Source organism: Novosphingobium sp. RL4, assembly GCF_035658495.1.
Taxonomy (GTDB): domain Bacteria; phylum Pseudomonadota; class Alphaproteobacteria; order Sphingomonadales; family Sphingomonadaceae; genus Novosphingobium.
Genome location: NZ_CP141944.1, coordinates 82,173 through 104,040 on the forward strand (window position 1 = coordinate 82,173; position 21,868 = coordinate 104,040).

At 65.1% G+C, this 21,868-nt stretch carries 17 protein-coding genes; 12 read left to right on the plus strand and 5 right to left on the minus strand.

Annotation, left to right across the window (positions count from 1 at the left end; translation table 11 throughout):
- Positions 1-38 precede the first annotated feature (38 nt).
- The 4 genes from metK to U9J33_RS00410 all read left to right on the plus strand — a co-directional run bounded on the left by metK (position 39) and on the right by U9J33_RS00410 (position 7,635).
- A complete protein-coding gene (gene metK, locus U9J33_RS00395; RefSeq protein ID WP_324697121.1) occupies positions 39-1,256 on the plus strand; it encodes a methionine adenosyltransferase in 1,218 nt (405 codons plus the stop codon).
- A gap of 484 nt (positions 1,257-1,740) precedes the next feature.
- Positions 1,741-3,600, plus strand: a complete 1,860-nt coding sequence (gene pepF, locus U9J33_RS00400) for an oligoendopeptidase F (RefSeq protein WP_324697123.1) — start codon at positions 1,741-1,743, stop codon at positions 3,598-3,600.
- Between the two features lie 112 nt (positions 3,601-3,712).
- On the plus strand, positions 3,713-4,561 hold the full coding sequence (locus U9J33_RS00405) for a sulfurtransferase (RefSeq protein WP_324697125.1): 849 nt from the start codon (positions 3,713-3,715) through the stop codon (positions 4,559-4,561).
- A 230-nt stretch (positions 4,562-4,791) separates the two neighbouring features.
- Entirely contained in the window at positions 4,792-7,635 is a 2,844-nt protein-coding gene (locus U9J33_RS00410) for a CHAT domain-containing tetratricopeptide repeat protein (RefSeq protein WP_324697127.1), read from the plus strand.
- A 120-nt stretch (positions 7,636-7,755) separates the two neighbouring features.
- On the opposite strand, the gene nadB is transcribed toward U9J33_RS00410, so the two are convergent.
- The 3 genes from nadB to U9J33_RS00425 form a co-directional block, all read right to left on the minus strand.
- The gene (nadB, locus tag U9J33_RS00415; protein ID WP_324697129.1) at positions 7,756-9,369 is read right to left on the minus strand and encodes an L-aspartate oxidase; all 1,614 of its coding nucleotides are present in this window, start codon (positions 9,367-9,369) and stop codon (positions 7,756-7,758) included.
- A 441-nt stretch (positions 9,370-9,810) separates the two neighbouring features.
- Positions 9,811-10,140: a DMT family transporter gene (locus tag U9J33_RS00420; protein WP_185998488.1), complete on the minus strand. Its 330-nt coding sequence runs from the start codon at positions 10,138-10,140 to the stop codon at positions 9,811-9,813.
- Between the two features lie 8 nt (positions 10,141-10,148).
- Positions 10,149-11,096, minus strand: a complete 948-nt coding sequence (locus tag U9J33_RS00425; RefSeq protein WP_054442307.1) for an ABC transporter ATP-binding protein — start codon at positions 11,094-11,096, stop codon at positions 10,149-10,151.
- Between the two features lie 155 nt (positions 11,097-11,251).
- Here U9J33_RS00425 and U9J33_RS00430 point away from each other — a divergent pair, with 155 nt between their 5' ends.
- Positions 11,252-12,523 carry a cytochrome P450 gene (locus tag U9J33_RS00430; RefSeq protein ID WP_324697133.1) on the plus strand — a complete coding sequence of 424 codons (1,272 nt, stop codon included), beginning with the start codon at positions 11,252-11,254 and terminating at the stop codon, positions 12,521-12,523.
- An 8-nt stretch (positions 12,524-12,531) separates the two neighbouring features.
- On the opposite strand, the gene U9J33_RS00435 is transcribed toward U9J33_RS00430, so the two are convergent.
- On the minus strand, positions 12,532-12,969 hold the full coding sequence (locus U9J33_RS00435) for a winged helix-turn-helix transcriptional regulator (protein WP_185998485.1): 438 nt from the start codon (positions 12,967-12,969) through the stop codon (positions 12,532-12,534).
- Positions 12,970-13,084: 115 nt separating this feature from the next.
- On the opposite strand from U9J33_RS00435, the gene U9J33_RS00440 reads away from it, so the two are divergent.
- The 6 genes from U9J33_RS00440 (at position 13,085) to U9J33_RS00465 (ending at position 17,050) form a co-directional block, all read left to right on the plus strand.
- A complete protein-coding gene (locus U9J33_RS00440; RefSeq protein WP_185998484.1) occupies positions 13,085-13,654 on the plus strand; it encodes an FMN-dependent NADH-azoreductase in 570 nt (189 codons plus the stop codon).
- Positions 13,655-13,747: 93 nt separating this feature from the next.
- Complete coding sequence (locus tag U9J33_RS00445) at positions 13,748-13,960, plus strand: zinc-finger domain-containing protein (protein ID WP_054442253.1); 213 nt, start codon at positions 13,748-13,750, stop codon at positions 13,958-13,960.
- A gap of 90 nt (positions 13,961-14,050) precedes the next feature.
- Positions 14,051-15,472, plus strand: a complete 1,422-nt coding sequence (gene tldD / locus U9J33_RS00450; RefSeq protein WP_132468676.1) for a metalloprotease TldD — start codon at positions 14,051-14,053, stop codon at positions 15,470-15,472.
- A 130-nt stretch (positions 15,473-15,602) separates the two neighbouring features.
- On the plus strand, positions 15,603-16,019 hold the full coding sequence (locus tag U9J33_RS00455) for a hypothetical protein (RefSeq protein WP_420719850.1): 417 nt from the start codon (positions 15,603-15,605) through the stop codon (positions 16,017-16,019).
- 94 nt (positions 16,020-16,113) lie between these two features.
- Positions 16,114-16,512, plus strand: coding sequence for a DoxX family protein (locus U9J33_RS00460; protein WP_324697138.1), 399 nt, complete (start codon positions 16,114-16,116; stop codon positions 16,510-16,512).
- A gap of 46 nt (positions 16,513-16,558) precedes the next feature.
- Complete coding sequence (locus tag U9J33_RS00465; RefSeq protein ID WP_324697140.1) at positions 16,559-17,050, plus strand: methylated-DNA--[protein]-cysteine S-methyltransferase; 492 nt, start codon at positions 16,559-16,561, stop codon at positions 17,048-17,050.
- 62 nt (positions 17,051-17,112) lie between these two features.
- Here U9J33_RS00465 and guaA read toward each other — a convergent pair whose 3' ends face one another.
- Positions 17,113-18,696 (minus strand): glutamine-hydrolyzing GMP synthase, encoded by a 1,584-nt coding sequence (gene guaA / locus U9J33_RS00470; RefSeq protein ID WP_054442251.1) that lies wholly within the window; start codon positions 18,694-18,696, stop codon positions 17,113-17,115.
- Positions 18,697-19,253: 557 nt separating this feature from the next.
- Here guaA and gyrB point away from each other — a divergent pair.
- Positions 19,254-21,803 (plus strand): DNA topoisomerase (ATP-hydrolyzing) subunit B, encoded by a 2,550-nt coding sequence (gene gyrB / locus U9J33_RS00475; protein WP_324697142.1) that lies wholly within the window; start codon positions 19,254-19,256, stop codon positions 21,801-21,803.
- Positions 21,804-21,868: the final 65 nt, after the last annotated feature.

Sequence of the window (21,868 nt, forward strand, 5' to 3'; positions counted from 1 at the left end):
CGTAACCACATAAAGATTTCTTTATATGTGGTGTCACGATGCGCAATGACTATGTCTTCACCTCCGAGAGCGTCTCGGAAGGCCATCCCGACAAGGTTTCGGACCAGATTTCCGACGCCATCGTCGATCTCTTCCTGTCGAAGGACCCGGAAGCCCGCGTCGCCTGCGAAACCCTGACCACCACCCAGCGCGTCGTCCTCGCCGGCGAAGTGCGTGGCAAGGGCATGATCGACAAGGACGGCCACTGGGAAGATGGCGCGCAGGAGGAAATCCAGCACATCGTCCGTGAAACCGTGAAGCGCATCGGCTACGAACAGGCCGGCTTCCACTGGCAGGACCTGCTGTTCGAAAACCACCTGCACCCGCAGAGCGCGGACATCGCGCAAGGCGTGGACTCGGCCGGCAACAAGGACGAAGGCGCAGGCGACCAGGGCATCATGTTCGGTTTCGCCTGCGACGAGACGCCGGACCTCATGCCGGCCACGCTCGACTACAGCCACAAGATCCTCGAACGCCTCGCGGCGGACCGCCATTCGGGCACCGCGCCGTTCCTCGAACCCGACGCCAAGAGCCAGGTGACCCTGCGCTTCAAGGACGGCGTGCCGGTGGAAGCAACCGCCGTGGTCGTCTCGACGCAGCACAAGGCCGGCTACCACGAAGGCGCGAAGGATGCGGAACTCAAGGCTTACGTGAAGAAGGCCGTGGGCGAGATCCTGCCCGCGGGCTTCGTCACCGAGAACACCAAGTTCCACATCAACCCGACCGGCAAGTTCGAAATCGGCGGCCCTGACGGCGACGCCGGCCTGACCGGCCGCAAGATCATCGTCGACACTTACGGCGGCGCGGCCCCGCATGGCGGCGGCGCTTTCTCGGGCAAGGACCCGACGAAGGTCGACCGTTCGGCTGCCTATGTCACCCGCTACCTCGCCAAGAACGTCGTCGCGGCGGGCCTGGCCAAGCGCTGCACGATCCAGATCGCCTATGCGATCGGCGTTTCCGAGCCGCTTTCGCTCTACGTCGACACGCACGGCACCGGCAAGGCCAGCGATGCCGAACTCGAAGTGGCGATCACCAAGGTCGCGGCTGACGCGCTTGGCGGCCTGACCCCGCGCGGTATCCGCGTCGGCCTTGGCCTGAACAAGCCGATCTACGGCAAGACCGCGGCCTATGGCCACTTCGGCCGCAAGCCGGAAGGCGACCTGTTCCCCTGGGAACGCACCGACCTTGCCGATGCACTGAAGGCCGCACTGGCCTGACCGGCCGCACCTTCGAAGGCATTGAAACGGGCCGGGTTTCCGAAAGGAAGCCCGGCCCGTTCGCTTTGGCGCGGAGCCGGTCCGGCCCTCGCCATCGATGAACCGCCAACCTTGATCGACCAACGACGGCTTCCGGCTTGCACTGCGCGGCAAGCGGTCTAGGTCGTAAACTCATAAACGGCGCCATCGAGGCGCCCAAATGGCGAACAGCTCGGGCCGAAGCTGACGCCGGGCGGGCTGGTTGCCCGTCCAAGGCAGCTTAGGCCCGAGATGGAAGCCATTTGGGCGTCCCTTCGGGATTTGACCAAAATGGCCCAGCGCTGCGTCGGGAAGGCTTGAAATATCGACATATTCCATCACCTTCCCTCCTGGCGCTGAGCCATTTTGCCTCAAACCTCGATGGTGCCGTTTATGAGTTTACGACCTAGCCTCATGGCATCGGCTTGCCGCGCCTTGCCGGCAGGCATCAAGGGACACACTCCACATGATCGAACTCGACCGCCGCGGCGCCCTGGGACTGGCTGCCGCGCTTCCGCTCGTATCGGCATTGCCCGGTCTCGCCAGCGCCGCCACGAACGATCTTGCCGCCTGGGATCTCACTGATCTCTATCCCGACCTTGCAAGCTGGGAAACCGCCCGCAAGCAGGTGATGGATGCCCTGCCCCGCCTTGCCGCATACAAGGGCACGCTCGGCCAGAGCGCCGAGGCCATGGCGAAAGTGCTTGAGGACATCTCCGCCGTCACTCTCAAGGCGATCCGCGTCTACACTTATGCCGCGCTCAAGGCCGACGAGGACCTGCGCATCGCCCCCAACCAGGAACGTCAGGCCCAGGTGCAGGACATGTTCGCCGCCTTCGGCGAGGCAACCGCCTGGACCAGCCCGGAAATCCTCGCCGCGGGCAAGGACAAGGTGGAGCGCTTCATCGCCTCCAACGATGCGCTGAAGCGCCGCTTCGCCTTCTCGCTGCGCAATACCCTGCGCAAGGCCGACCACACGCTCGACACACAGGGCGAGCAGATCCTCGCGGCCGCATCGTCGCCGCTCTCCGGTCCCGGCACGATCCGCGAACAGTTGTTCAACTCGGACATCCCCTGGCCCACGATCACCCTTTCGGACGGACGCGAAACCCGGCTCGACAGCCAGGGCTATTCGCTTACCCGGGATGCCGCGAACCGCGAGGACCGCAAGAAGGTGTTCGATGCCTACTTCGGAGAGATGGGCAAATTCGAAAGCTCGCTGGGCGCCGCCATGGCCGCCAAGCTCAAGGGCGACGTGTTCGAGGCGCGCATCCGCAAATACCCCAATTCGCTCGCCATGGCCCAGGCGGACGACGATGTGCCCGAGACCGTCTACCGCACGCTCGTATCGGCCACGAACGAAGGGCTTCCCCAGCTTCACCGCTATTTCCAGCTCCGCCGCAAGATGCTGAACCTGCCGGATATCCATTATTACGACATCTACCCGCCGCTGGTCAGCCTCGACCGCAAGTTCACGCTCACCGACATGCGCAACATCACGCTGAAAGCCGTCGCCCCGCTCGGGCCGGATTACGTGAAGCAGCTGGGCGAGGCGACCGCGGCCCGCTGGATGGATCCGCTTCCCCGGCCCGGCAAGACGTCCGGCGCCTACATGAACGGCTCCGTCTACGACGTGCACCCCTACCTGCTACTCAACCTCGGCGAGAACTACGAAGGTCTGTCCACTTACGCGCACGAGTGGGGCCATGCCATGCACAGCCTGCTGGCGAAGTCAGCCCAGCCGTTCGAACTGGCGGACTATCCCACTTTCACGGCGGAAATCGCCTCGACCTGCAACGAACTGCTGCTCACCGACTACATGCTGGACCAGGCCAAGACGAAGCAGGAGCGCATCTACTACCTCGGCATGCGGCTGGAAGGGCTGCGCGGCACTTACTTCCGGCAAACGATGTTCGCGGAGTTCGAACTGAAGATGCACGAGATGGCGGAGGCTGGTCAGGGCCTTTCCGGCGAGAGCCTGACGAGGGTCTATCTCGATCTGCTGAAACGCTATCACGGCCCGGATTTCGTGATCGACGAACCCTATGCGATCGAATGGGCCTATATCCCGCACTTCTTCAGCTTCTTCTACGTCTACCAGTACGCCACCTCGATCACTGCGGGGACATGGTTCGCCAATGCCATCCTCAAGGGAGGAAACGCGGAGCGCGAACGCTATCTCGACGTGCTGCGCGCGGGCGGCTCGGACCATCCCACGGCGATCCTCAAACGGGCCGGTCTCGACATGACCAGCCCCCAGCCCTACCGCGATCTCATCGCCGGCTTCGGCCAGACGATAGACGAGATCGAATCCCTGCTCGGCTAAGCCGGCGATGCGACCGTAATTCGGGACGGGAGGCGTCGACATCGCGCCTTCCCCGTCCTACCTGCCGCACGATTGCACCGGCCATTCTCCGTGGCTGACCCAAGGCTGACCCATGGCATATGAAACGCTGATTTCCGTCTCCCAACTCCATGACCTGCTGGCTTCCGGGGAGGACGTGCTGATCCTCGACTGCGACTTCGAGCTGGGCCAGCCAGACAAGGGCCGCGAAAGCTATCGCGCCGGGCACCTTCCCGGCGCGCGCCATGCCCATCTCGACGACGACCTGGCCGGGCCGCCGGACGGTACCAACGGTCGCCATCCGCTGCCCGCCCCGGTCGCGCTCGCCGCGTTCCTGCGCGGACAGGGACTGAAGCCGGGACAGCAGGTCGTCACCTGCGATTCCAGCGGCGGGGCCTGGGCCGCCCGCGCCTGGTGGCTGCTGCGCTGGGTCGGCCATGCCCCGGTCGCCGTGCTGGACGGCGGCAAGCAGGCTTGGGTGGCGGCAGGCCTGCCGATCGAAACCGGAGAGCCTGCCCCCTGCGCACCGGGTACTTTCGTTGCGGGCGAGCCGCTGGTGCCCGCCCCGGTAAATGCCGCGCAAGTGCTCGCAAATATCGAAACCGGCGCCGCGCAGACGCTTGACGCCCGCGATCCGTCGCGGTTCCGGGGCGATCCCAATCCGATCGACCCCGTTGCCGGGCACATCCCGGGCGCGCGAAACCGGTTCTTCCGGGACAACCTCGGGCCGGACGGACGCTTCCGTTCCGCCGAGGAACTTGCCGCCCGCTTCAGCGACCTGCTCGGCGGCCGGCCCGCGATACTCAGTTGCGGTTCGGGCGTAACCGCCTGCCACAATGCACTCGCCATGGCCGTGGCGGGGCTGGCCGAACCACATCTCTATCCCGGCTCGTGGAGCGAGTGGATCGCCGATCCGGCGCGTCCCGTCGCCACGGGCGACTGACGGCAGGCCGCATCGAAGCCGCTCTCGAAAGCTGCGATTCCCGCCGAAGAACAATTACATCCTTGCCGTCAGGCCGCATTCCTGTGCTTGACGAACATCGTACCGGAAATCGGGGCTGGCCCCGAAGCGATGAATTCTTCCGGTCGGGGGCGACGATGACGATGCGGCTCTGGGCAGGCCTGACAGCATGCCTCCTGGCGGGGACGGCAATGGGCGGGTCAGGCACGGCCATGGCCCGTCCTGCACCTTTGCCGGGCCAGCTCGCCAGCGAGCTTCATGCCCTTGCCGACTATGACACCTCAGGCGACCCGCAAGCCGCGCTGAACCGGATCGACGCGCTGCTCGCAAAGGCGCGCGAAATCCGGGGCCTCGACCCTGTGGACCTGCTTCTTGCCGATGCCACGCGCGGCGAAGCCCTGTTCTGGCTCGGCCGCTACGCGGAAGCGCTCGCCGTCTTCCGCCGGTTCGATGCGGAAATGACCGCTCGCGGCCAACCGATGACACCGCGCCGGGCCGACATCGTCAACAATATCGGTTCCGCGCTCTCCAGCCTCGGAAAGCTCGACGAGGCCCACGGCTACAAACAGCGCGCTCTCGCGATCGCCGAGGAGATCTCCGGGCCGGGCAGCAGCGAATATGCCGCCGCGCTCTACGGGCTCGCGGTGATCGACTATCGACGCGGCCTGCCGCTGGAGGCGATCCCGAAAGTCGAGCAGGCCCTCGCCATCAGCCGCGCCGCTGCGGAGCGCACCGGAACGAACCTCGAAAATCCGGCCATCTACGGCATCACGCTGTCGACCCTTCGCATACAGGCAGGCGATTCCGCCTCCGCCGTCGATGCCGCCCGCGATGCCGCCAGCTGGGCCGAGGCTCGCCTTGGCAAGGGACACCGGATCACGCTGGCATCGCTCAATGCACTGGGGGCCGCGCTCAACGATGCCGGCCTCTACGGACGGGCCACCCCGATCCTGCGCCGCGCGCTGGACTTGCGCATGGCGAACCCTTCGCCTGACCAGCGCGACGTCGGCTATTCGCTCAATGCGCTGGCCTACTCGCTCGACCTCGCCGGTTTTTCCGAAGAAGCGCGTCCTTTCTACGAGCGCTCGGCAGCGATCTTCGAGGCATTGCCACCTTCGGGCCAGTCGATGTCGGGCGCCAACATCTTCGGCCAGATCGCACGCATCGCGCGGGACGACGGAGAAACCGAAACCGCGCTGGCCCTCTATCGCAAGGCACTGGCGCTGGCTCGCCGCAACGCGGCCTCTCCCGACGATCCCGAAGTGCTGTGGGCCGAATTCAGCCTCGCCAAGATGCTCAATCTGACGGGCGATCCAAAAAGCGCGCTGGCGCTGCTCGATCACGTCAACGCGGGCTATGCGAAGCGGGCGCAGGCCGCCAATCTTGATCGCATCTCCGGTCTCGCGCTGCGGGGTCTTATCGATGCGCGTCAGGGCGATCCGGTCGGTGCGCTCGAACGGCTGAAACCCGTCCTGGCTACCTTGCGCGAACATTTGCTGGACCGGGCATCCCCTGCTGCGGGCTCGGTGCGCCTGCGCGATCAGGCTTCGGGGCTCTTCGTGCTCGAAAGCCGCGTGGCGCTTGCCGCAGGGGACATGGAAACCGCGTTCGGCGCCCTCCAGATGGCGGGAATGGGGGACCTCCAGACCGCGTTCGGCGGCGCAGGCCCCTATCGCGGCGGCCATGGCCCCGAAGCCGAAGAGGCCATTCGCGCCTACCGCAACGAAGCCGCCGAACTGCGCGCCCTGCGCCGAGAACGTGACCGGGCGACCGGCGACGGCCAAAGCCTGTCCCCAGATGCTGAGGAAAAGCTCGCCGCATCGGAAACGCGCCTTTTCCGGCTCGATGCCGAGATCGCGCGGCTCGTCCCCGGCCATACCGCGCTGTCCAGCCTGACCCCCGCCGGGCTCATCGCCACCCGCGCACACTTGCGCGGCGATCAGGCGGTTCTCCTTTACGGACAGGATGCCGAAGGTCTGGTCGTGCTTGCGGTCACGCGCGGGGGCATCGCTTCCGCGCTGGTGCCGGTAACACCGCGCCGCCTGCTGGACCTGCAACGCCGCCTGCGCGGATCGATCGAGGAAGGCGTGCTAACGGACGGCCGATCCGCTTTCGACCGGCAGGCTGCCCACGAACTCTACACGCTGCTGTTCCCTACCCCTATCGCGCGCGCCGTGCATGACCGCGAAGAGTTGGCCGTCCTCGCGCAGGGCACCCTGGCCGCGCTGCCGTTCGACCTGCTCGTCACCGCACCGCCCCGTGGATCGGACAGCGATCCACAAGCCCTGCGCGAAACCCCGTGGCTGGTGAGGACTCACGCCGTCGGCACCCTGATAAGCGCTTCCACGCTGTCATCCGGTACATCGCGAAGAGCCGGCCGGCGCGGATTCGTCGGCATCGGCGCTCCGGTGCTGCGAAATCCCGATGCCGATGCCTCTGATGCCGTCGCCACGGTAGTCTCCGCTCTCCCCGGCCTGCCGAGCCTGCCCGGCGCCGGGAATGAGCTTGCCGCGATGGCCGCAACCTTCAGGGGCGAACGCCGGCTGCTCCTCGGCTCCGGCGCCACCGAGGCAGCGGTCAAGGCCGCGCCGCTGGACCGGGCGGGGGTGATCGCCTTCGCCACGCACGGACTGGTGGGCGGCGCCTATCGCAACATGCTCGAACCCGCGCTCGTCCTGACGCCTCCCGCCGATGCGGGCGGGTCCGAAGACGGGTTGCTCACGGCCTCGGAAATCGCGCGGCTCAAGCTCGACGCGGACTGGGTGATCCTTTCCGCCTGCGACACCAGTGCGGGCGACAGCGAGAATGCGCCGACTTATTCCGGCCTGGCACAGGCCTTCATTTCCGCCGGCGCCCGTTCGCTGCTGCTGTCGCACTGGCCGGTGCGGGACGATGTCGCCAGCCGGCTGACACTGGCCACGGTGAAAGGCGCGCGTGGACATACCCGCCGCGCCGAAGCGCTGCGCCGGGCCCAACTCGATGTGCTGGGCGACCGGAGCGTGGCGGGCGCGGCCCATCCGGCGATCTGGGCGCCGTTCGTGCTGGTGGGGAACTAGGTCGTAAACTCATAAACGGCACCTTCGGCCCGAGCTGTTCGCCATTTGGGCGCCTCGATGGTGCCGTTTATGAGTTTACGACCTAGGTGGACGGGGGCGGTGCCACGCCCCCTTGTTCCGTCAGGGCACGAGCACCGTATCGTGCGGTTCCCCTTCCGTCTCCGGATAGTCCAGCGTGAAATGCAGGCCCCTGCTCTCATGCCGATGCAGCGCGGATCGCACGATGAGTTCGGCGGTCTGCAGCAGATTGCGCAGTTCGATCAGGTCCGTGCGCACGCGGAAGTGGCGGTAGTATTCCTCCACCTCGCCGTTGAGCATCTGGATGCGGTGCATGGCGCGTTCGAGGCGCTTGGTCGTGCGCACGATGCCGACGTAGTTCCACATGAAGCGCCGGATTTCCGTCCAGTTCTGCTTGATGACGACTTCCTCGTCGGAATCGGTCACGCGGCTTTCATCCCAGGCGCGAACCGGCGGGGGCGCGTCGAACGTATCCCAGTTGTCGAGGATATGCGCGGCACAGGCCTCCCCGAAGACGAAGCATTCGAGCAGCGAGTTCGAGGCGAGGCGGTTGGCGCCGTGAAGGCCGCTTTCGGTGCATTCCCCGGCCGCATAGAGGCCGGGCAGGTCGGTCTTGCCATCGAGATCGATGAGCACGCCCCCGCAGGTATAGTGCTGCGCCGGGACGACCGGGATCGGCTCCTTCGTCATGTCGATGCCGAGGCCGAGCAGCTTCTCGTAGATGTTCGGGAAATGCTCGCGGATGAACGCTTCGGGTTGGTGGCTGATGTCGAGGTGGACATAGTCGAGGCCATAGCGCTTGATCTGGTCGTCGATGGCGCGGGCCACGACATCGCGCGGGGCCAGTTCGGCGCGCTCGTCGTAATCGGGCATGAAACGGTGCCCGGTGACGGGATGCCTGAGCTGCCCGCCTTCGCCGCGAACAGCCTCGGTGATGAGGAAGTTCTTCACGTCGAGGTTGTAAAGGCAGGTCGGGTGGAACTGCATCATTTCCATGTTGGAAACGCGCGCGCCCGCCCGCCAGGCCATGGCGATGCCGTCTCCGGTGGCGCCGCGCGGCGCCGTGCTGAACTGGTAGACGCGGCCCGCCCCGCCAGTGGCAAGGATCGTCGCGGCGGCGGTGTGCGCCTCGACGCGGCCGGTCTTTTCGTCGAGCGCATAGACGCCCCAGACCCGGCCCGATCCCGAATAGCGCAGTTCATGGCGCCCGGTGATGAGGTCTATGCAGGACTGACCGGGCAGCAGGGTGATGTTGGGATGGCTTTCCGCCGCCTTGAGCAGCGCGCTCTGCACCGCCCAGCCGGTCGCATCGGCGACGTGGACGATGCGGCGGTGGGAATGGCCGCCCTCCCGGGTGAGGTGCAGTTCGCTGCCCTCGGTGTTGAACGGCACCCCCAGTTCGACCAGCCGCTCGATCGCATGAGGTGCGCGCTCGATCACGAACTCCACGGTCTCCAGCCGGTTGAGGCCGGCGCCGGCGATCATGGTGTCGTTGATGTGCTCCTCGAAGGTATCTCCCGCGTCGAGCACCGCCGCGATGCCCCCTTGCGCCCAGGCGGTGGAGCCGCCGGTGAGACTGCCCTTCGCCAGCACGAGAACCTTCAGCCTGTCTGCCAGCGCAAGCGCCGCGGTGAGGCCGGCAGCGCCGGAGCCGACGACGATGACATCATGGGCGCTGGAGCAAGCATTGTCGGAGGGGACATTGGACATGGTCATGACGGCTCCATGCCCAGACTATGACCGGTGCGCAATATTTAGCTTTGCATCCGTATTTGCCCTGCAATCATGTTGCAGTGCAGCGTCGCAAGGGGTAAGGTTGCCGAGCATTCACAACAAGATAATCAGAAAAACGCACGAGGTCTGCCGGGCGGTCGCACGCAGGGAAGCAGTTGGAACTGCTTCGTGATCTGAACTCCAGTACGGAGCGTGCCGCAATGTCAGCCTTTTCCAAGCAACCATTTCAAACGGTGCTTTGCACTTTCAACCGACACGAACCCAACCGGAACACCGTACATTGGGACGGCACGCACTATACCTCGACATGTCTGGGTTGCGGCAAGGATATACGCCGCCAGGCGCACAAGGTATGGAAAGAGGACACGGAAAAAAGCTGATCGGGGCAAGCTGGAGAGGCCCCGGCGGCGAATTGCCGAACCGTCAGTGCCCGGCCGCTCCGGAGAACAGGTTCATCACCATCACGCCCGCCATGATGAGCGCAATTCCGATCAAGGCCGGGACATCGAGCTTTTGACCCTGGAATATCCACGCGATCGCCGTGATCAGGACGATCCCCACGCCTGACCAGATCGCATAGGCCACGCCCGTCGGGATGCTCCGCAGGGCGAGCGACAGGCAGAAGAACGCCACGATGTACCCCGCCGCCATGATCGCGGTGGGTACCAGCTTCGCAAAACCCTCGGACTGTTTCAGGAACGAGGTCGCGATGACTTCCGCAATGATGGCGATGACGAGATAGATGTAGCTCATCGCCCTTTTCAGGCCGCCACGGCACTCGTGAGGCTGACGAACACGTCCTCCAGATCCGCCTCGCGCGTGGTCACGTCAACGATGGCGAAGCCCTGCGCCTGCACGGCCGACAGGATTTCCCCGGCATTGCTGCGGTCCTTGTCGTAAGTGACCTGCAGGACCCGTTCGCCGATCTTTTCCGACTTGAGGAAACCGGGATGGGTGGGCAACGCGGTCACGTCGCGGTCGAAGGTGAGGACGAGGATCTTCTCGCGTGCCATGCCGACCAGTTCGCGAGTCGGCTTGTTGGCGATCAGTTCGCCATGATTGATGATGGCGATACGGTCGCACAGTTCCTCGGCTTCCTCGAGGTAGTGCGTGGTCAGCACGATCGTCGCGCCTTCGCGGTTCAGTTCGCTGACCAGTTCCCAGAGCTGGCGGCGCAGTTCGACGTCGACACCTGCGGTCGGCTCGTCGAGCACGAGCACCGGCGGCTGGTGGACCAGCGCCTTGGCGATCAGCAGACGACGCTTCATGCCGCCCGAAAGGGTGCGGGCGTAAGCATCGCGCTTGTCGGAAAGATGGACCGCCCGCAGCAGCTCTTCCGAACGGCGAAGCGCCTTGGTGATGCCGTAGAGCCCGGCCTGATTCTCCAGCACCTCGAACGGCGTGAAGAACGGGTCGAACACGATTTCCTGCGGCACGATGCCGATCGAACGCTTTGCGTTGCGCTGGTGCCTGTCGATATCGAAGCCCCAGATGTCGATCGTGCCCGAAGTCTTGCGGACGAGGCCCGCCATGATGTTGATGAGCGTCGACTTGCCCGCCCCGTTCGGGCCGAGCAGCCCGAAGATGCCGCCCTCGGGCACGTCGAACGACACGCCCTTGAGCGCCAGCTTGCCCTCGCCGCTGCCGGCGGGCGCATAGCGCTTCTTGAGGTCGCGGATCGAGATGGCGGCAGAGGTCGTGCTGGTCATGGCCCGCATGTGGGGCAGGTTCGCGCGCCAGTAAAGGGCGCGTGTGCGCCGCGCAGCCATTCCCGGCGTTGACGCGCTTCTTCGTTGGATTTACGATCCACAATATATCATAATTGTAGGACAGCACGATCCTGCGGATGATCGGGAGAAGAACCATGGCAACCACCCCCGAGGCCGGCATCGCGGAACGCGACTATTTCACCGACCATGCCGTCTTGCTGGACCCCTACGATTATTTCGAAAGCCTGCGCGCGCGGGGCGCGGTCACGCAGATGCCGGGCCGCGACGTGCTGATCGTGACGGGTTTCGCCGAAGCCGTGGAAGTGCTCCTGAACACCCGCGATTTCTCGTCATGGCTCAACCCCGATCCGCTGGCGCCGCTCCCTTTCGAACCCGAAGGTGACGACATTTCGGCGCAGCTTGCGGCCCATCCCAGCGGGGAGATGGAACTGCTGGTATCCTATGACGGAAACCGGCACGCAGCGGCGCGGTCCTTGCTCAACCCGCTGTTCACGCCTTCGCGGCTACGCGCGAACGGCGAATTCATGCGCGGCTATGCCGAAGACATGGTGCGCGGCCTTGTCGAACGTGGCGGCTGCGAACTGGTGGCCGAAGTGGCGACGCCCTTCGTCACCATGGTCATCGCCGACTTGCTGGGCGTTCCCGCGCAGGACCGCGAGGCCTTCCGCGCGCTCATCGATTCCGCGCCGCCGCCGGGCAACATGGATGCCGCCGACGATGGCCAGAGCATTCATCCCCTGTTGGCGATGGCCGGCTACTTCGCCCGCTACATCGCGGAACGCCGCGCCGTTCCGCAGGACGACGTGATGACGGAAATGGCGCTTGCCCGCTATCCCGATGGATCGACGCCGGACGCGATGGAAGTGGTCAAGTCCGCCATGTTCCTGTTCGCGGCCGGACAGGACACCAGCGCCAAACTGATCGGCAATGCCCTGCGCCGCCTTGCCGAGGACCAGCCACTCCAGCAGCGCCTGCGGGAGGATCGCAGCCTGATCGGCCCGTTCCTGGAAGAAGTCCTGCGCATAGAAGGTTCGACCAAGGCCACCTTCCGCATCGCCTCGCGCCGAACGACGCTGGCGGGCGTGGAGATCCCCGCCGGTCAGCGCCTCGTCATCTCGCTCGCGGCGGCCAATCGCGACCCGCGCCGCTGGGATGAACCCGAGCGGTTCGTGATCGGGCGGCCGCGCATCAAGGAACATGTCGCTTTCGGCCGCGGTGCCCACACTTGCGCCGGCGCGCCGCTGGCCCGCGCCGAAGTCTCGGTCCTGCTCGACCGGCTGCTCGAACAGACCCGCAGCATCACCCTGGACGAAGAGCATCACGGCCCCGCCGAAGCGCGCCGCATCGCCTATGAGCCCAGCTACATCATCCGGGGGCTTGCCGCCCTGCACCTCAAGCTGGAATAGGGCCGCCGTCAGGCGTCGCTGCGCTCATCGAAGACCGAACGGCTGGCCTCGATCGCAGGGCGGTTGGCAAAAGCCCATGAGCCCAGTGCCTGCACCGGCTGCGAAAGCGAACGGCCAAGGTCGCTGAGGGAATATTCGACACGAACCGGCACGCTGGCGTGAACGGTGCGCACCACCAGTCCGTCCCGCTCCAGGGCGCGCAAGGTTCGGGAAAGCATCTGCTGCGAGATCCCGTTGATCGCGCGCTTCAACTCGTTGAAATGCAGGTCGCCCTCCAGCAGGGTCATCACGACCAGCATCGACCACTTGTCGCCCACGCGGCTGAGAATATCGCCGATAACCCGGCATGCACTTGCCGAGTGTACGATGGCCGGTCCGGTTTCGGGCGGGCTTTCCGCAATCTGTTCCGCCGCCTGTTCCGCCGCGTCGAAGGTGGTCATCTCCATGGTACCTGGTCCTGAAAAAATGCGCTCTTGGCGTCCGTCGCAGTGCAACATAGCTATGGCCAGTCACTTTTCCAGACCACCATTTTTCCAGACCACCCCTTAGAGGTTCTCTCCCATGAAGCTTCTCCATCTCGATTCCAGCATTCTTGGCGAAAACTCGGTCAGCCGCGCCGTTTCGGCGGAGATCGTCGCCACCCTGACCAAGGCCGATCCCTCGCTCGAAGTCACTTACCACGACCTCGCCGCCGAGGCCCTGCCGCACCTGACGCTCGACGTGCTCGGCAACCCCGACGGTACTCCCGAACTCGCGGAATTCCTGGCCGCCGACGTCGTCGTGATCGGCGCGGGCATGTACAACTTCACCATTCCCAGCCAGCTCAAGGCCTGGTTCGACCGCGTCCTCGTGGCCGGCAAGACCTTCCAGTACACCGCCGAAGGTCCGCAGGGTCTCGCTGGCGGCAAGAAGGTCTATGTCGCCCTGTCGCGCGGCGGCTACTACGGTGAAGGCCAGCCCGGCGCCGCTGTCGAACATGCCGAAAGCTACCTGCGCGCCGTGCTCGGCTTCGTGGGCATCAGCGATCCGATCTTCGTGCTTGCCGAAGGCATCGCCATCGGTCCGGAAGTCCGCGAAAAGGCCGTTGCCGATGCCTTGGCCGAAGCCGGTGCGCTCGCCGTACCCGCCTGAAGCCTGACGGAAATGGTCCCGGCGCGCCCAACAATGCGCCGGGACCATTTGCCCGCTGGAAATTCCCGTGAAGGCTTGGTAATCGGCCGATCCATGAGCACGCAGCCCGAAACCGTCTTCACCGATTCCCACCGCGTTTCCTGCGACGGGGCCACTGACATCCGCGCCACGGGGAATTACGCCCCCGCCGCCCTCGGCCACCCCCGCGTGTGGCTGGAGATCGACGAGAAAGGCTACGTCGATTGCGGCTACTGTGACCGTCATTTTGTCCTCAAGGGCGGCCCGGCCGACCAGCAGGCAGCCTGAACAGGTAGTCCGGCGGGGGCTTCGGTGCCCCCTCCCTTCCCGTCTCCCTCCCGTATTGCCTCCCGCCCCGTGCGGCCTATATCGGGAGGCATGACCATGACCGACCCGCGCTCGCTCCTCTATCGCCAGCTTTCGCCCGAGGATGCACAGGCACTCGCCGCCGAAACCCTGCGCAATTGCGAGGACGGCGAACTCTACATGCAGTTCATGGCCACCGAAGCCTTCGGCTTCGATGACGGCCGCCTGAAGACGGCGGATTATTCGCGCGATGCCGGTTTCGGCCTGCGCGGCGTAACCGGCGAGATGACCGGCTTCGCGCATGCGAACGAGATTTCCCCCGCCGCCATCCGCCGTGCGGGCGAGACCCTGCAACTGCTGGACCCCGCCACCGGCACGATCCGTCCGGCAGCGCCGCAGAAAAGCAACCGCCACCTCTATACCGACGTCTCGCCGCTCGATCTCGTGCCCTTCGAGGCCAAGGTAAAGCTGCTGGAGACCATCGACGCCGCCGCCCGCGCCCGCGATCCGCGCGTCTCGCAGGTCAGCGCAAGCCTGACCGGGCAGTGGTCGGTAATCGAGATCGTGCGGCCTGACGGCTTCATCGCCACCGACGTGCGCCCGCTGGTACGCCTGAGCGTGTCGATCGTCGCGGAAAGCAACGGCCGCCGCGAAACGGGATCGTTCGGCATGGGCGGCCGCCATCTCTACGATTCGCTGTTCGACCCTGCGAACTGGAACCGGGCTATCGACACCGCGCTCAGCCAGGCGCTCGTCAACCTGGAGAGCGTGGACGCTCCCGCCGGGGAAATGGCCGTGCTGATGGCCCCCGGCTGGCCCGGCGTGATCCTCCACGAAGCCGTCGGCCACGGGCTTGAGGGTGACTTCAACCGCAAGGGAACTTCCGCCTTCTCCGGCCGCATCGGCGAACGCGTGGCAGCTCCCGGCGTCACCATCGTCGACGATGGCTCGATCGCGGACCGGCGCGGCTCGCTCTCCATCGACGACGAAGGCACCCCCACGCAGGAAACCGTGCTGATCGAGGACGGCATCCTCAAAGGCTACATGCAGGATCGCATGAACGCCCGCCTGATGGGCGTGCAATCGACCGGTAACGGCCGCCGCGAGAACTATGCCCACGCGCCCCAGGTCCGCATGACGAACACCTTCATGAAAGCGGGCAACGACGATCCGGCCGAATTGCTCTCCCGCATGAAGAGCGGCATCTTCGTGAAATCGATGGGCGGCGGCCAGGTCGATATCGTCTCGGGCAAGTTCGTGTTCTCGTGCAACGAGGCCTACAAGGTTGAGAACGGCAAGCTCGGCGCGCCGATCAAGGGCGCCACGCTGATCGGTGACGGCCCGTCGGTCCTCACGCGCGTCACCGGCATCGGCAACGATCTCGAACTCGATCGCGGCGTCGGCATCTGCGGCAAGGGCGGACAAAGCGTTCCGGCCGGCGTCGGCCAGCCGACCCTGCTGATCGAGGGCATTACCGTGGGTGGGACTGCCTGATCGATCCAGTCGCTGCCGTTATCTCGCTGCCATTCTGCAAGAGCCCTGCAAGCGGCGAATAATTTCAGCGCAGGTTCAGACGAACCGTGCCATAGTCACGATCTAGGGTTGGGAAAGTGAGGTAAAGACCATGTCACTGAAGCATGTCGTCGGCGCCACGCTGATCGCGGCAAGCCTGCTCGCCGCGCCCACCGTGAACGCCCGCCAGAAATTGACCGGCGAGGAACAGCTTGCAAAGCTGCTCGACGGCCGCGTGGCCGGAGACCCGGTATCCTGCATCCAGCTCAGCCAGTCGCAGGACACTCAGGTGATCGACAAGACCGCGCTCGTCTACCGCGTCGGCAGAACGCTCTACGTCAACCGTCCGACCAATGCTGACCGGCTCGATTCGGACGATATCCTCGTCACGAAGCTCTATTCGAGCCAGCTCTGCCGTCTCGATACCGTGCAGCTTCACAGCCGCAGCACGCCGAGCATGTGGAGCGGATTCGTCGGCCTGCAGGACTTCGTGCCCTATACCAAGCCGAAAGCCGCATCGGCCAAGTAGAACCTGAAGCGTCCCCTGAGGAAGGCGGCCCGGGCATGACCCGCGGCCGCCTTCTGCGTTGCGGACCATGCGGCAAGTGATGCGCGGAAGAGCCTTGCGGCGATACATCCCGCGGTGGCTGCTGGCATTCTTCTACCTGGCCGCAGGCATTCTCCACCTTGTCCTTCCCGCGCCGTTTGTCTCGATCGTTCCGGGATGGGTACCCGCCCCCGCCACAACCGTCTCGCTGACCGGCGTGGCGGAAATCCTCGGCGCGGCGGGATTGCTCCAGCCCTTCTCAAACGGTTTGCGCAAAGCCGCCGGCTGGGGCCTGGCCGCTTACGCCCTCTGCGTCTGGCCCGCCAACGCCCAGCATATGCTTATCGATCTGGCAAACCCCGGCCACGGCCTGGGCCTCGCCTATCATATCCCGCGCCTCGCCTTGCAGCCGGTACTGATCTGGTGGGCTCTGTGGGCGAGCGAGGCGGCGCACTGGCCGCGGCGGCGGCACTGAACTACTGGAGCCGGGAGACCTCGTTCGAACACGGAAAGACCGCCCGATGCCGCTGCTCCGAAACAAGATGCCCTCTCCCGTCGGTGAGCTCACGCTGATTGCCGGAGACCGGGGCCTTGCAGCGATCCTCTGGGAGAACGACGACCCCAGCCGGGTGCGACTTGGCGACATCGCGGATTCGGAAAGCCATCCGATCCTGGACGAAGCCAAGGCACAGCTTGCCGACTACTTCGCCGGGAAGCGACAATCGTTCGACCTCCCCCTCGACTTTCGCGGCACCGATTTCCAGAAGAGCGTCTGGGCCCAGCTTCTCCTGATCCCCTTCGGCGAAACGCGCAGCTACGGCGAGATCGCCGTGGCCCTTGGCCGCCCCAGTGCAAGCCGCGCCGTGGGCGCCGCGAACGGCCGCAACCCCATCTCGATTGTCGCGCCCTGCCACCGGGTAGTCGGCGCGAACGGCACCCTCACCGGGTTCGCGGGCGGGCTGGAAGCAAAAGCCTTCCTGCTCCGCCTCGAAGGCCGCGGCTTCCTGCTCTGAAAGAGAAGGAGCCGGCATCCCTGGGGACCCGGCTCCTTGGAAAACTCAATGCATGCGCGGGATCACTCCCACTCGATCGTGCCCGGCGGCTTCGAGGTGTAGTCGTAGACCACGCGGTTGATGCCCTTGACCTCGTTGATGATGCGGGTCGCGACGCGCGACAGGAAGGCGGCGTCGAACGGGTAGATGTCCGCGGTCATGCCGTCAGTCGAGGTGACGGCGCGCAGGCCGCAGACGCTGTCGTAGGTGCGGCCGTCGCCCATGACACCCACGGTCTTGACCGGCAGCAGCACCGCGAAAGCCTGCCAGATCGCGTCATAGAGACCCGCGTTGCGGATTTCCTCGAGGTAGATCGCATCGGCCTTGCGCAGGATGTCGCAGCGTTCGCGGGTCACTTCGCCAGGGATACGGATCGCCAGGCCCGGTCCGGGGAACGGATGGCGGCCCACGAAGATCTCGGGCAGGCCGAGTTCGCGGCCGAGCACGCGGACCTCGTCCTTGAACAGTTCGCGCAGCGGCTCGACGAGCTGCATGTTCATGCGCTCGGGCAGGCCGCCGACGTTGTGGTGGCTCTTGATCGTCACCGAGGGACCGCCGGTGAACGAGACCGATTCGATCACGTCCGGATAGAGCGTGCCCTGCGCCAGGAACTGGGCGCCGCCGATCTTCTTCGCTTCGTCCTCGAAGACGTCGATGAAGGTCTTGCCGATGAACTTGCGCTTGGCTTCAGGGTCGGTGACGCCTTCAAGACCCTTGAGGAACAGGGTCGAGGCATCGACGTGTACCAGCGGGATGTTGTAGTGGCCGCGGAACAGGCTGACGACCTGCTCGGCCTCGCCCATGCGCAGCACGCCGCCGTCAACGAAGACGCAAGTGAGCTGGTCGCCGATCGCCTCGTGGATCAGCAGCGCCGCAACCGCCGAATCGACGCCGCCCGACAGGCCGCAGATCACGCGACCTTCGCCGACCTGCGCGCGGATTTCCTCGATCTTGGTCTTGCGGAACTCGGCCATGGTCCAGTCGCCGGCAAGGCCGCAGACGTGACGGACGAAGTTCTTGAGCAGCTTGCCGCCGTCGGGCGTGTGCACGACTTCGGGGTGGAACTGCATCGCGTAGATGCGCTTCTCGTCGTTGGCGATCACCGCGAAGGGCGCGCCGGCGCTCGATGCCACCGGGCGGAAGCCGGGAGCGAGGCTGGTCACCTTGTCGCCGTGGCTCATCCAGACCTGATGGCTTTCCCCCTTGGCCCAGAGCCCGTCGAACAGCGCGCAATCGTCACCGATCTCGATGAAGGCGCGGCCGAACTCACCCGAATCTCCCGACAGCACTTCGCCGCCAAGCTGATGCATCAGCGACTGCTGGCCGTAGCAGATGCCCAGCATCGGCAGGCCGCTATCGAGGATTTCGTCAGGAATGCGGGGACCGTTCGCGTCCAGCACCGACGCTGGCGATCCGGAAAGGATCACGCCGGCAGGGTTCATGCGGGCGAAGGCTTCCTTCGCGGCGTTGAACGGGGCGATTTCGGAATAGACGCCGGCTTCCCGCACGCGGCGAGCGATGAGCTGCGTGACCTGACTGCCGAAATCGACGATCAGGATGGAATCGGACGTCTGGGTAGGGCTCTGGCCAGGAGTCGAAGTAGTCATGGGCGGCCACTATAGCGGGATAGTGCGAGTGTCCAGTACGCGCAGGCCCTGCACCTGCCATTTTGCGCGCTTCCCGGAACCGGCAATGCAGTTGCATAAATAGCAAGCAAGATTGTTGCTTTTGACGTTGCAGAAATTCCAATCAAGCCTATCTCGCACTTGCAGCATGAGCGACGAGAAGAGCCATGCATGCGATAAAAAGAAAACAAGAATGTTTGCAGGAGCATTTCAATGACCATCGTCGAAAAGACGTTCGGTTTTGCCGCAGCGCTGGGTGTGAGCGCTCTGGCATTTGCCGTCACCCTCATCTGAGGGTCGGCATTTCCGACTAGACAGAAGGGCGGCCCTCGTGGCCGCCTTTTTTGCGTCCGGCACAACCGCGATCCCGGATTCCCCGTCAGCCGGGCATGCGCCGCGCGCAACCGGGCGCTCCTCGGCAACAGGTTGGCGACACCGCACGGAGGACGTTTTCCGGGAGAGTTCAATCCTTGTGGAAAAGCCCGCCCCCGAACCCGGTTTTGCTTGGGTTTATAGCCGCCAAACCCTATATGCTCGGCATGGCAAGCACCGAAGACAGCACGCCCGGCACCGGGCCCGACAACGGCAAGAACCAGAACAGCTACGGCGCTGACTCGATCAAGGTCCTCAAGGGGCTGGATGCGGTACGCAAGCGGCCGGGCATGTACATCGGCGATACCGACGATGGTTCGGGCCTGCATCACATGGTCTTCGAAGTCTCGGACAACGCCATCGACGAGGCACTGGCAGGTCACTGCGACCTCGTGCTGATCGAACTCAACGCCGACGGCTCCGTCTCGGTGGAAGACAACGGACGCGGCATCCCCACCGGCATCCATGCCGAGGAAGGCGTCTCCGCCGCCGAGGTCATCATGACCCAGCTCCACGCGGGCGGAAAGTTCGAGAACACCTCGGACGACAATGCCTACAAGGTTTCCGGCGGCCTCCACGGCGTGGGCGTCTCGGTGGTCAATGCCCTGTCCGAATGGCTGGAACTCACGATCTGGCGCGAGGGCAAGGAACACTGGATGAAGTTCGCCCACGGCGATGCCGTGAACCCGCTGGAAGTGCGGGGCACCGCACCGAAGGTTGCGGACAATGCGGACGACAACGGCTTCAAGAAGGGCACCCGCGTGACCTTCCTCGCCTCGACCGACACGTTCAAGAACGTCACCGAATTCGATTTCGACAAGCTCGAGCACCGCTACCGCGAACTCGCGTTCCTCAATTCCGGCGTGCGCATCAAGCTGCGCGACAACCGCCATGAGCAACCGCTGGAGCATGACCTCTACTACGAAGGCGGCATCGGCGCCTTCGTGAAATACCTCGACCGCAACAAGCAGGCGCTCATGCCCGAACCGATCGCGATCGGCGCGGACAAGGACGGCATCGGCATGGAAGTCGCGCTCGAGTGGAACGATTCCTACTACGAGAACGTGCTGTGCTTCACGAACAACATTCCGCAGCGTGACGGCGGCACCCACCTGGCCGCGTTCCGCGCGGCGCTGACCCGCACGCTCAACGGCTATGCCGAGCGTTCGGGCCTGCTCAAGAAGGAAAAGGTCTCGCTCTCGGGCGACGACATGCGCGAAGGCCTGACCGCGATCGTCTCGGTCAAGCTGCCCGATCCCAAGTTCTCCTCGCAGACCAAGGACAAGCTGGTCTCCTCGGAAGTGCGCCAGCCGCTCGAATCGCTGATGGCCGACAAGATGAGCGAATGGCTGGAGGAAAACCCCGGCCACGCCAAGACCATCATCCAGAAGGTGATCGACGCCGCCGCCGCGCGCGAAGCTGCCAAGCGCGCCCGCGAACTGACGCGCCGCAAGGGTGCGATGGACATCGCCTCGCTGCCCGGCAAGCTGGCGGACTGCCAGGAGCGCGATCCCAGCAAGTGCGAACTGTTCCTGGTCGAGGGTGACTCGGCAGGTGGCAGCGCCAAGCAGGGCCGCGACCGCAAGACCCAGGCGATCCTGCCGCTCAAGGGCAAGATCCTCAACGTGGAGCGCGCGCGGTTCGACCGCATCATCTCCTCGAAGGAGGTCGGCACGCTGATCCAGGCCATGGGCACGGGCATCCGCGACGACTTCAACCTTGAGAAGCTGCGCTACCACAAGATCGTCATCATGACCGACGCAGACGTCGACGGTGCGCATATCCGCACCCTGCTGCTGACGTTCTTCCATCGCCAGATGCCGGACATCATCCGTTCCGGGCACCTCTTCATCGCCCAGCCGCCACTCTACAAGGTCGCCAAGGGACGCTCGGAAGTCTACCTCAAGGACAATCCCGCGCTCGATCGCTACCTTGTCGAGGCGGGCCTTGCCGGCCGCGTGCTGGAAACCGAAGGCGGCGCGCGCATGGGCGCGGACCTCGAGGCGCTGGTCGAACATGCGATCCGCATGCGCAACCTCATGGCTTTCGTTCCCCGACGCTTCGATCCCGTCATCATCGAAGCCCTGGCGATCGCCGGCGCATTCGCACCTGATCTCTCGCCGGCGGACCGCACCAACGCGCTCAACCGCTCGACCCAGTGGCTCGACCTCGGCGATCCCGAGGCGAAGTGGACCGCCCGCCTCACCGAGGACGGCAATCTCGAGATCGAGCGCCTCTGGCGCGGCGTCACCGATCACCACAAGATCGAAGCAGGCTTCCTTGCCAGCGCCGAAGCCCGCAAGCTCGCCAAGCTCGCGGTGGAGAACGCCGAAGTCTATTCCGCCACCGCCCGCCTCGTTCGCGCCAGTGCGGCAGCGGTCGAAGCCGAAACCACCGATGGCGAGGAGGAAACCCCCACCGCCCGTCCGGTGGCTGGCGGCGATATCATCAGCCGCCCTTCGCAGCTTCTCGAAGCCGTGCTCGCCGCGGGCCGCAAGGGCCTCTCGATCCAGCGCTACAAGGGCCTGGGCGAAATGAACGCGGAGCAGCTCTGGGAAACCACGCTGGACCCGGAAAACCGCGCCCTGCTCCAGGTCAAGGTCGAGGATGCAGACGTCACCGACGAGATCTTCACCCGCCTGATGGGTGACGTGGTGGAACCGCGCCGCGACTTCATTCAGGAAAATGCGCTGAACGTCGCCAACCTCGACGTGTGACGGTAAAGGGCAGGGAAGCCGCGCGCTTCCCTGCCTGCCGGCACCGTCCGAAATGACCGCGATTT

What these genes read in the sequence shown, in the direction of transcription:
- metK (WP_324697121.1), top strand. Translation starts at nt 39, where the DNA reads ATGCGCAATGACTATGTCTTCACCTCCGAGAGCGTCTCGGAAGGCCAT.
- pepF (WP_324697123.1), top strand. Translation starts at nt 1,741, where the DNA reads ATGATCGAACTCGACCGCCGCGGCGCCCTGGGACTGGCTGCCGCGCTT.
- U9J33_RS00405 (WP_324697125.1), top strand. Translation starts at nt 3,713, where the DNA reads ATGGCATATGAAACGCTGATTTCCGTCTCCCAACTCCATGACCTGCTG.
- U9J33_RS00410 (WP_324697127.1), top strand. Translation starts at nt 4,792, where the DNA reads ATGGCCCGTCCTGCACCTTTGCCGGGCCAGCTCGCCAGCGAGCTTCAT.
- nadB (WP_324697129.1), bottom strand. Translation starts at nt 9,369, where the DNA reads ATGACCATGTCCAATGTCCCCTCCGACAATGCTTGCTCCAGCGCCCAT.
- U9J33_RS00420 (WP_185998488.1), bottom strand. Translation starts at nt 10,140, where the DNA reads ATGAGCTACATCTATCTCGTCATCGCCATCATTGCGGAAGTCATCGCG.
- U9J33_RS00425 (WP_054442307.1), bottom strand. Translation starts at nt 11,096, where the DNA reads ATGACCAGCACGACCTCTGCCGCCATCTCGATCCGCGACCTCAAGAAG.
- U9J33_RS00430 (WP_324697133.1), top strand. Translation starts at nt 11,252, where the DNA reads ATGGCAACCACCCCCGAGGCCGGCATCGCGGAACGCGACTATTTCACC.
- U9J33_RS00435 (WP_185998485.1), bottom strand. Translation starts at nt 12,969, where the DNA reads ATGGAGATGACCACCTTCGACGCGGCGGAACAGGCGGCGGAACAGATT.
- U9J33_RS00440 (WP_185998484.1), top strand. Translation starts at nt 13,085, where the DNA reads ATGAAGCTTCTCCATCTCGATTCCAGCATTCTTGGCGAAAACTCGGTC.
- U9J33_RS00445 (WP_054442253.1), top strand. Translation starts at nt 13,748, where the DNA reads ATGAGCACGCAGCCCGAAACCGTCTTCACCGATTCCCACCGCGTTTCC.
- tldD (WP_132468676.1), top strand. Translation starts at nt 14,051, where the DNA reads ATGACCATGACCGACCCGCGCTCGCTCCTCTATCGCCAGCTTTCGCCC.
- U9J33_RS00455 (WP_420719850.1), top strand. Translation starts at nt 15,603, where the DNA reads ATGTCACTGAAGCATGTCGTCGGCGCCACGCTGATCGCGGCAAGCCTG.
- U9J33_RS00465 (WP_324697140.1), top strand. Translation starts at nt 16,559, where the DNA reads ATGCCGCTGCTCCGAAACAAGATGCCCTCTCCCGTCGGTGAGCTCACG.
- guaA (WP_054442251.1), bottom strand. Translation starts at nt 18,696, where the DNA reads ATGACTACTTCGACTCCTGGCCAGAGCCCTACCCAGACGTCCGATTCC.
- gyrB (WP_324697142.1), top strand. Translation starts at nt 19,254, where the DNA reads ATGGCAAGCACCGAAGACAGCACGCCCGGCACCGGGCCCGACAACGGC.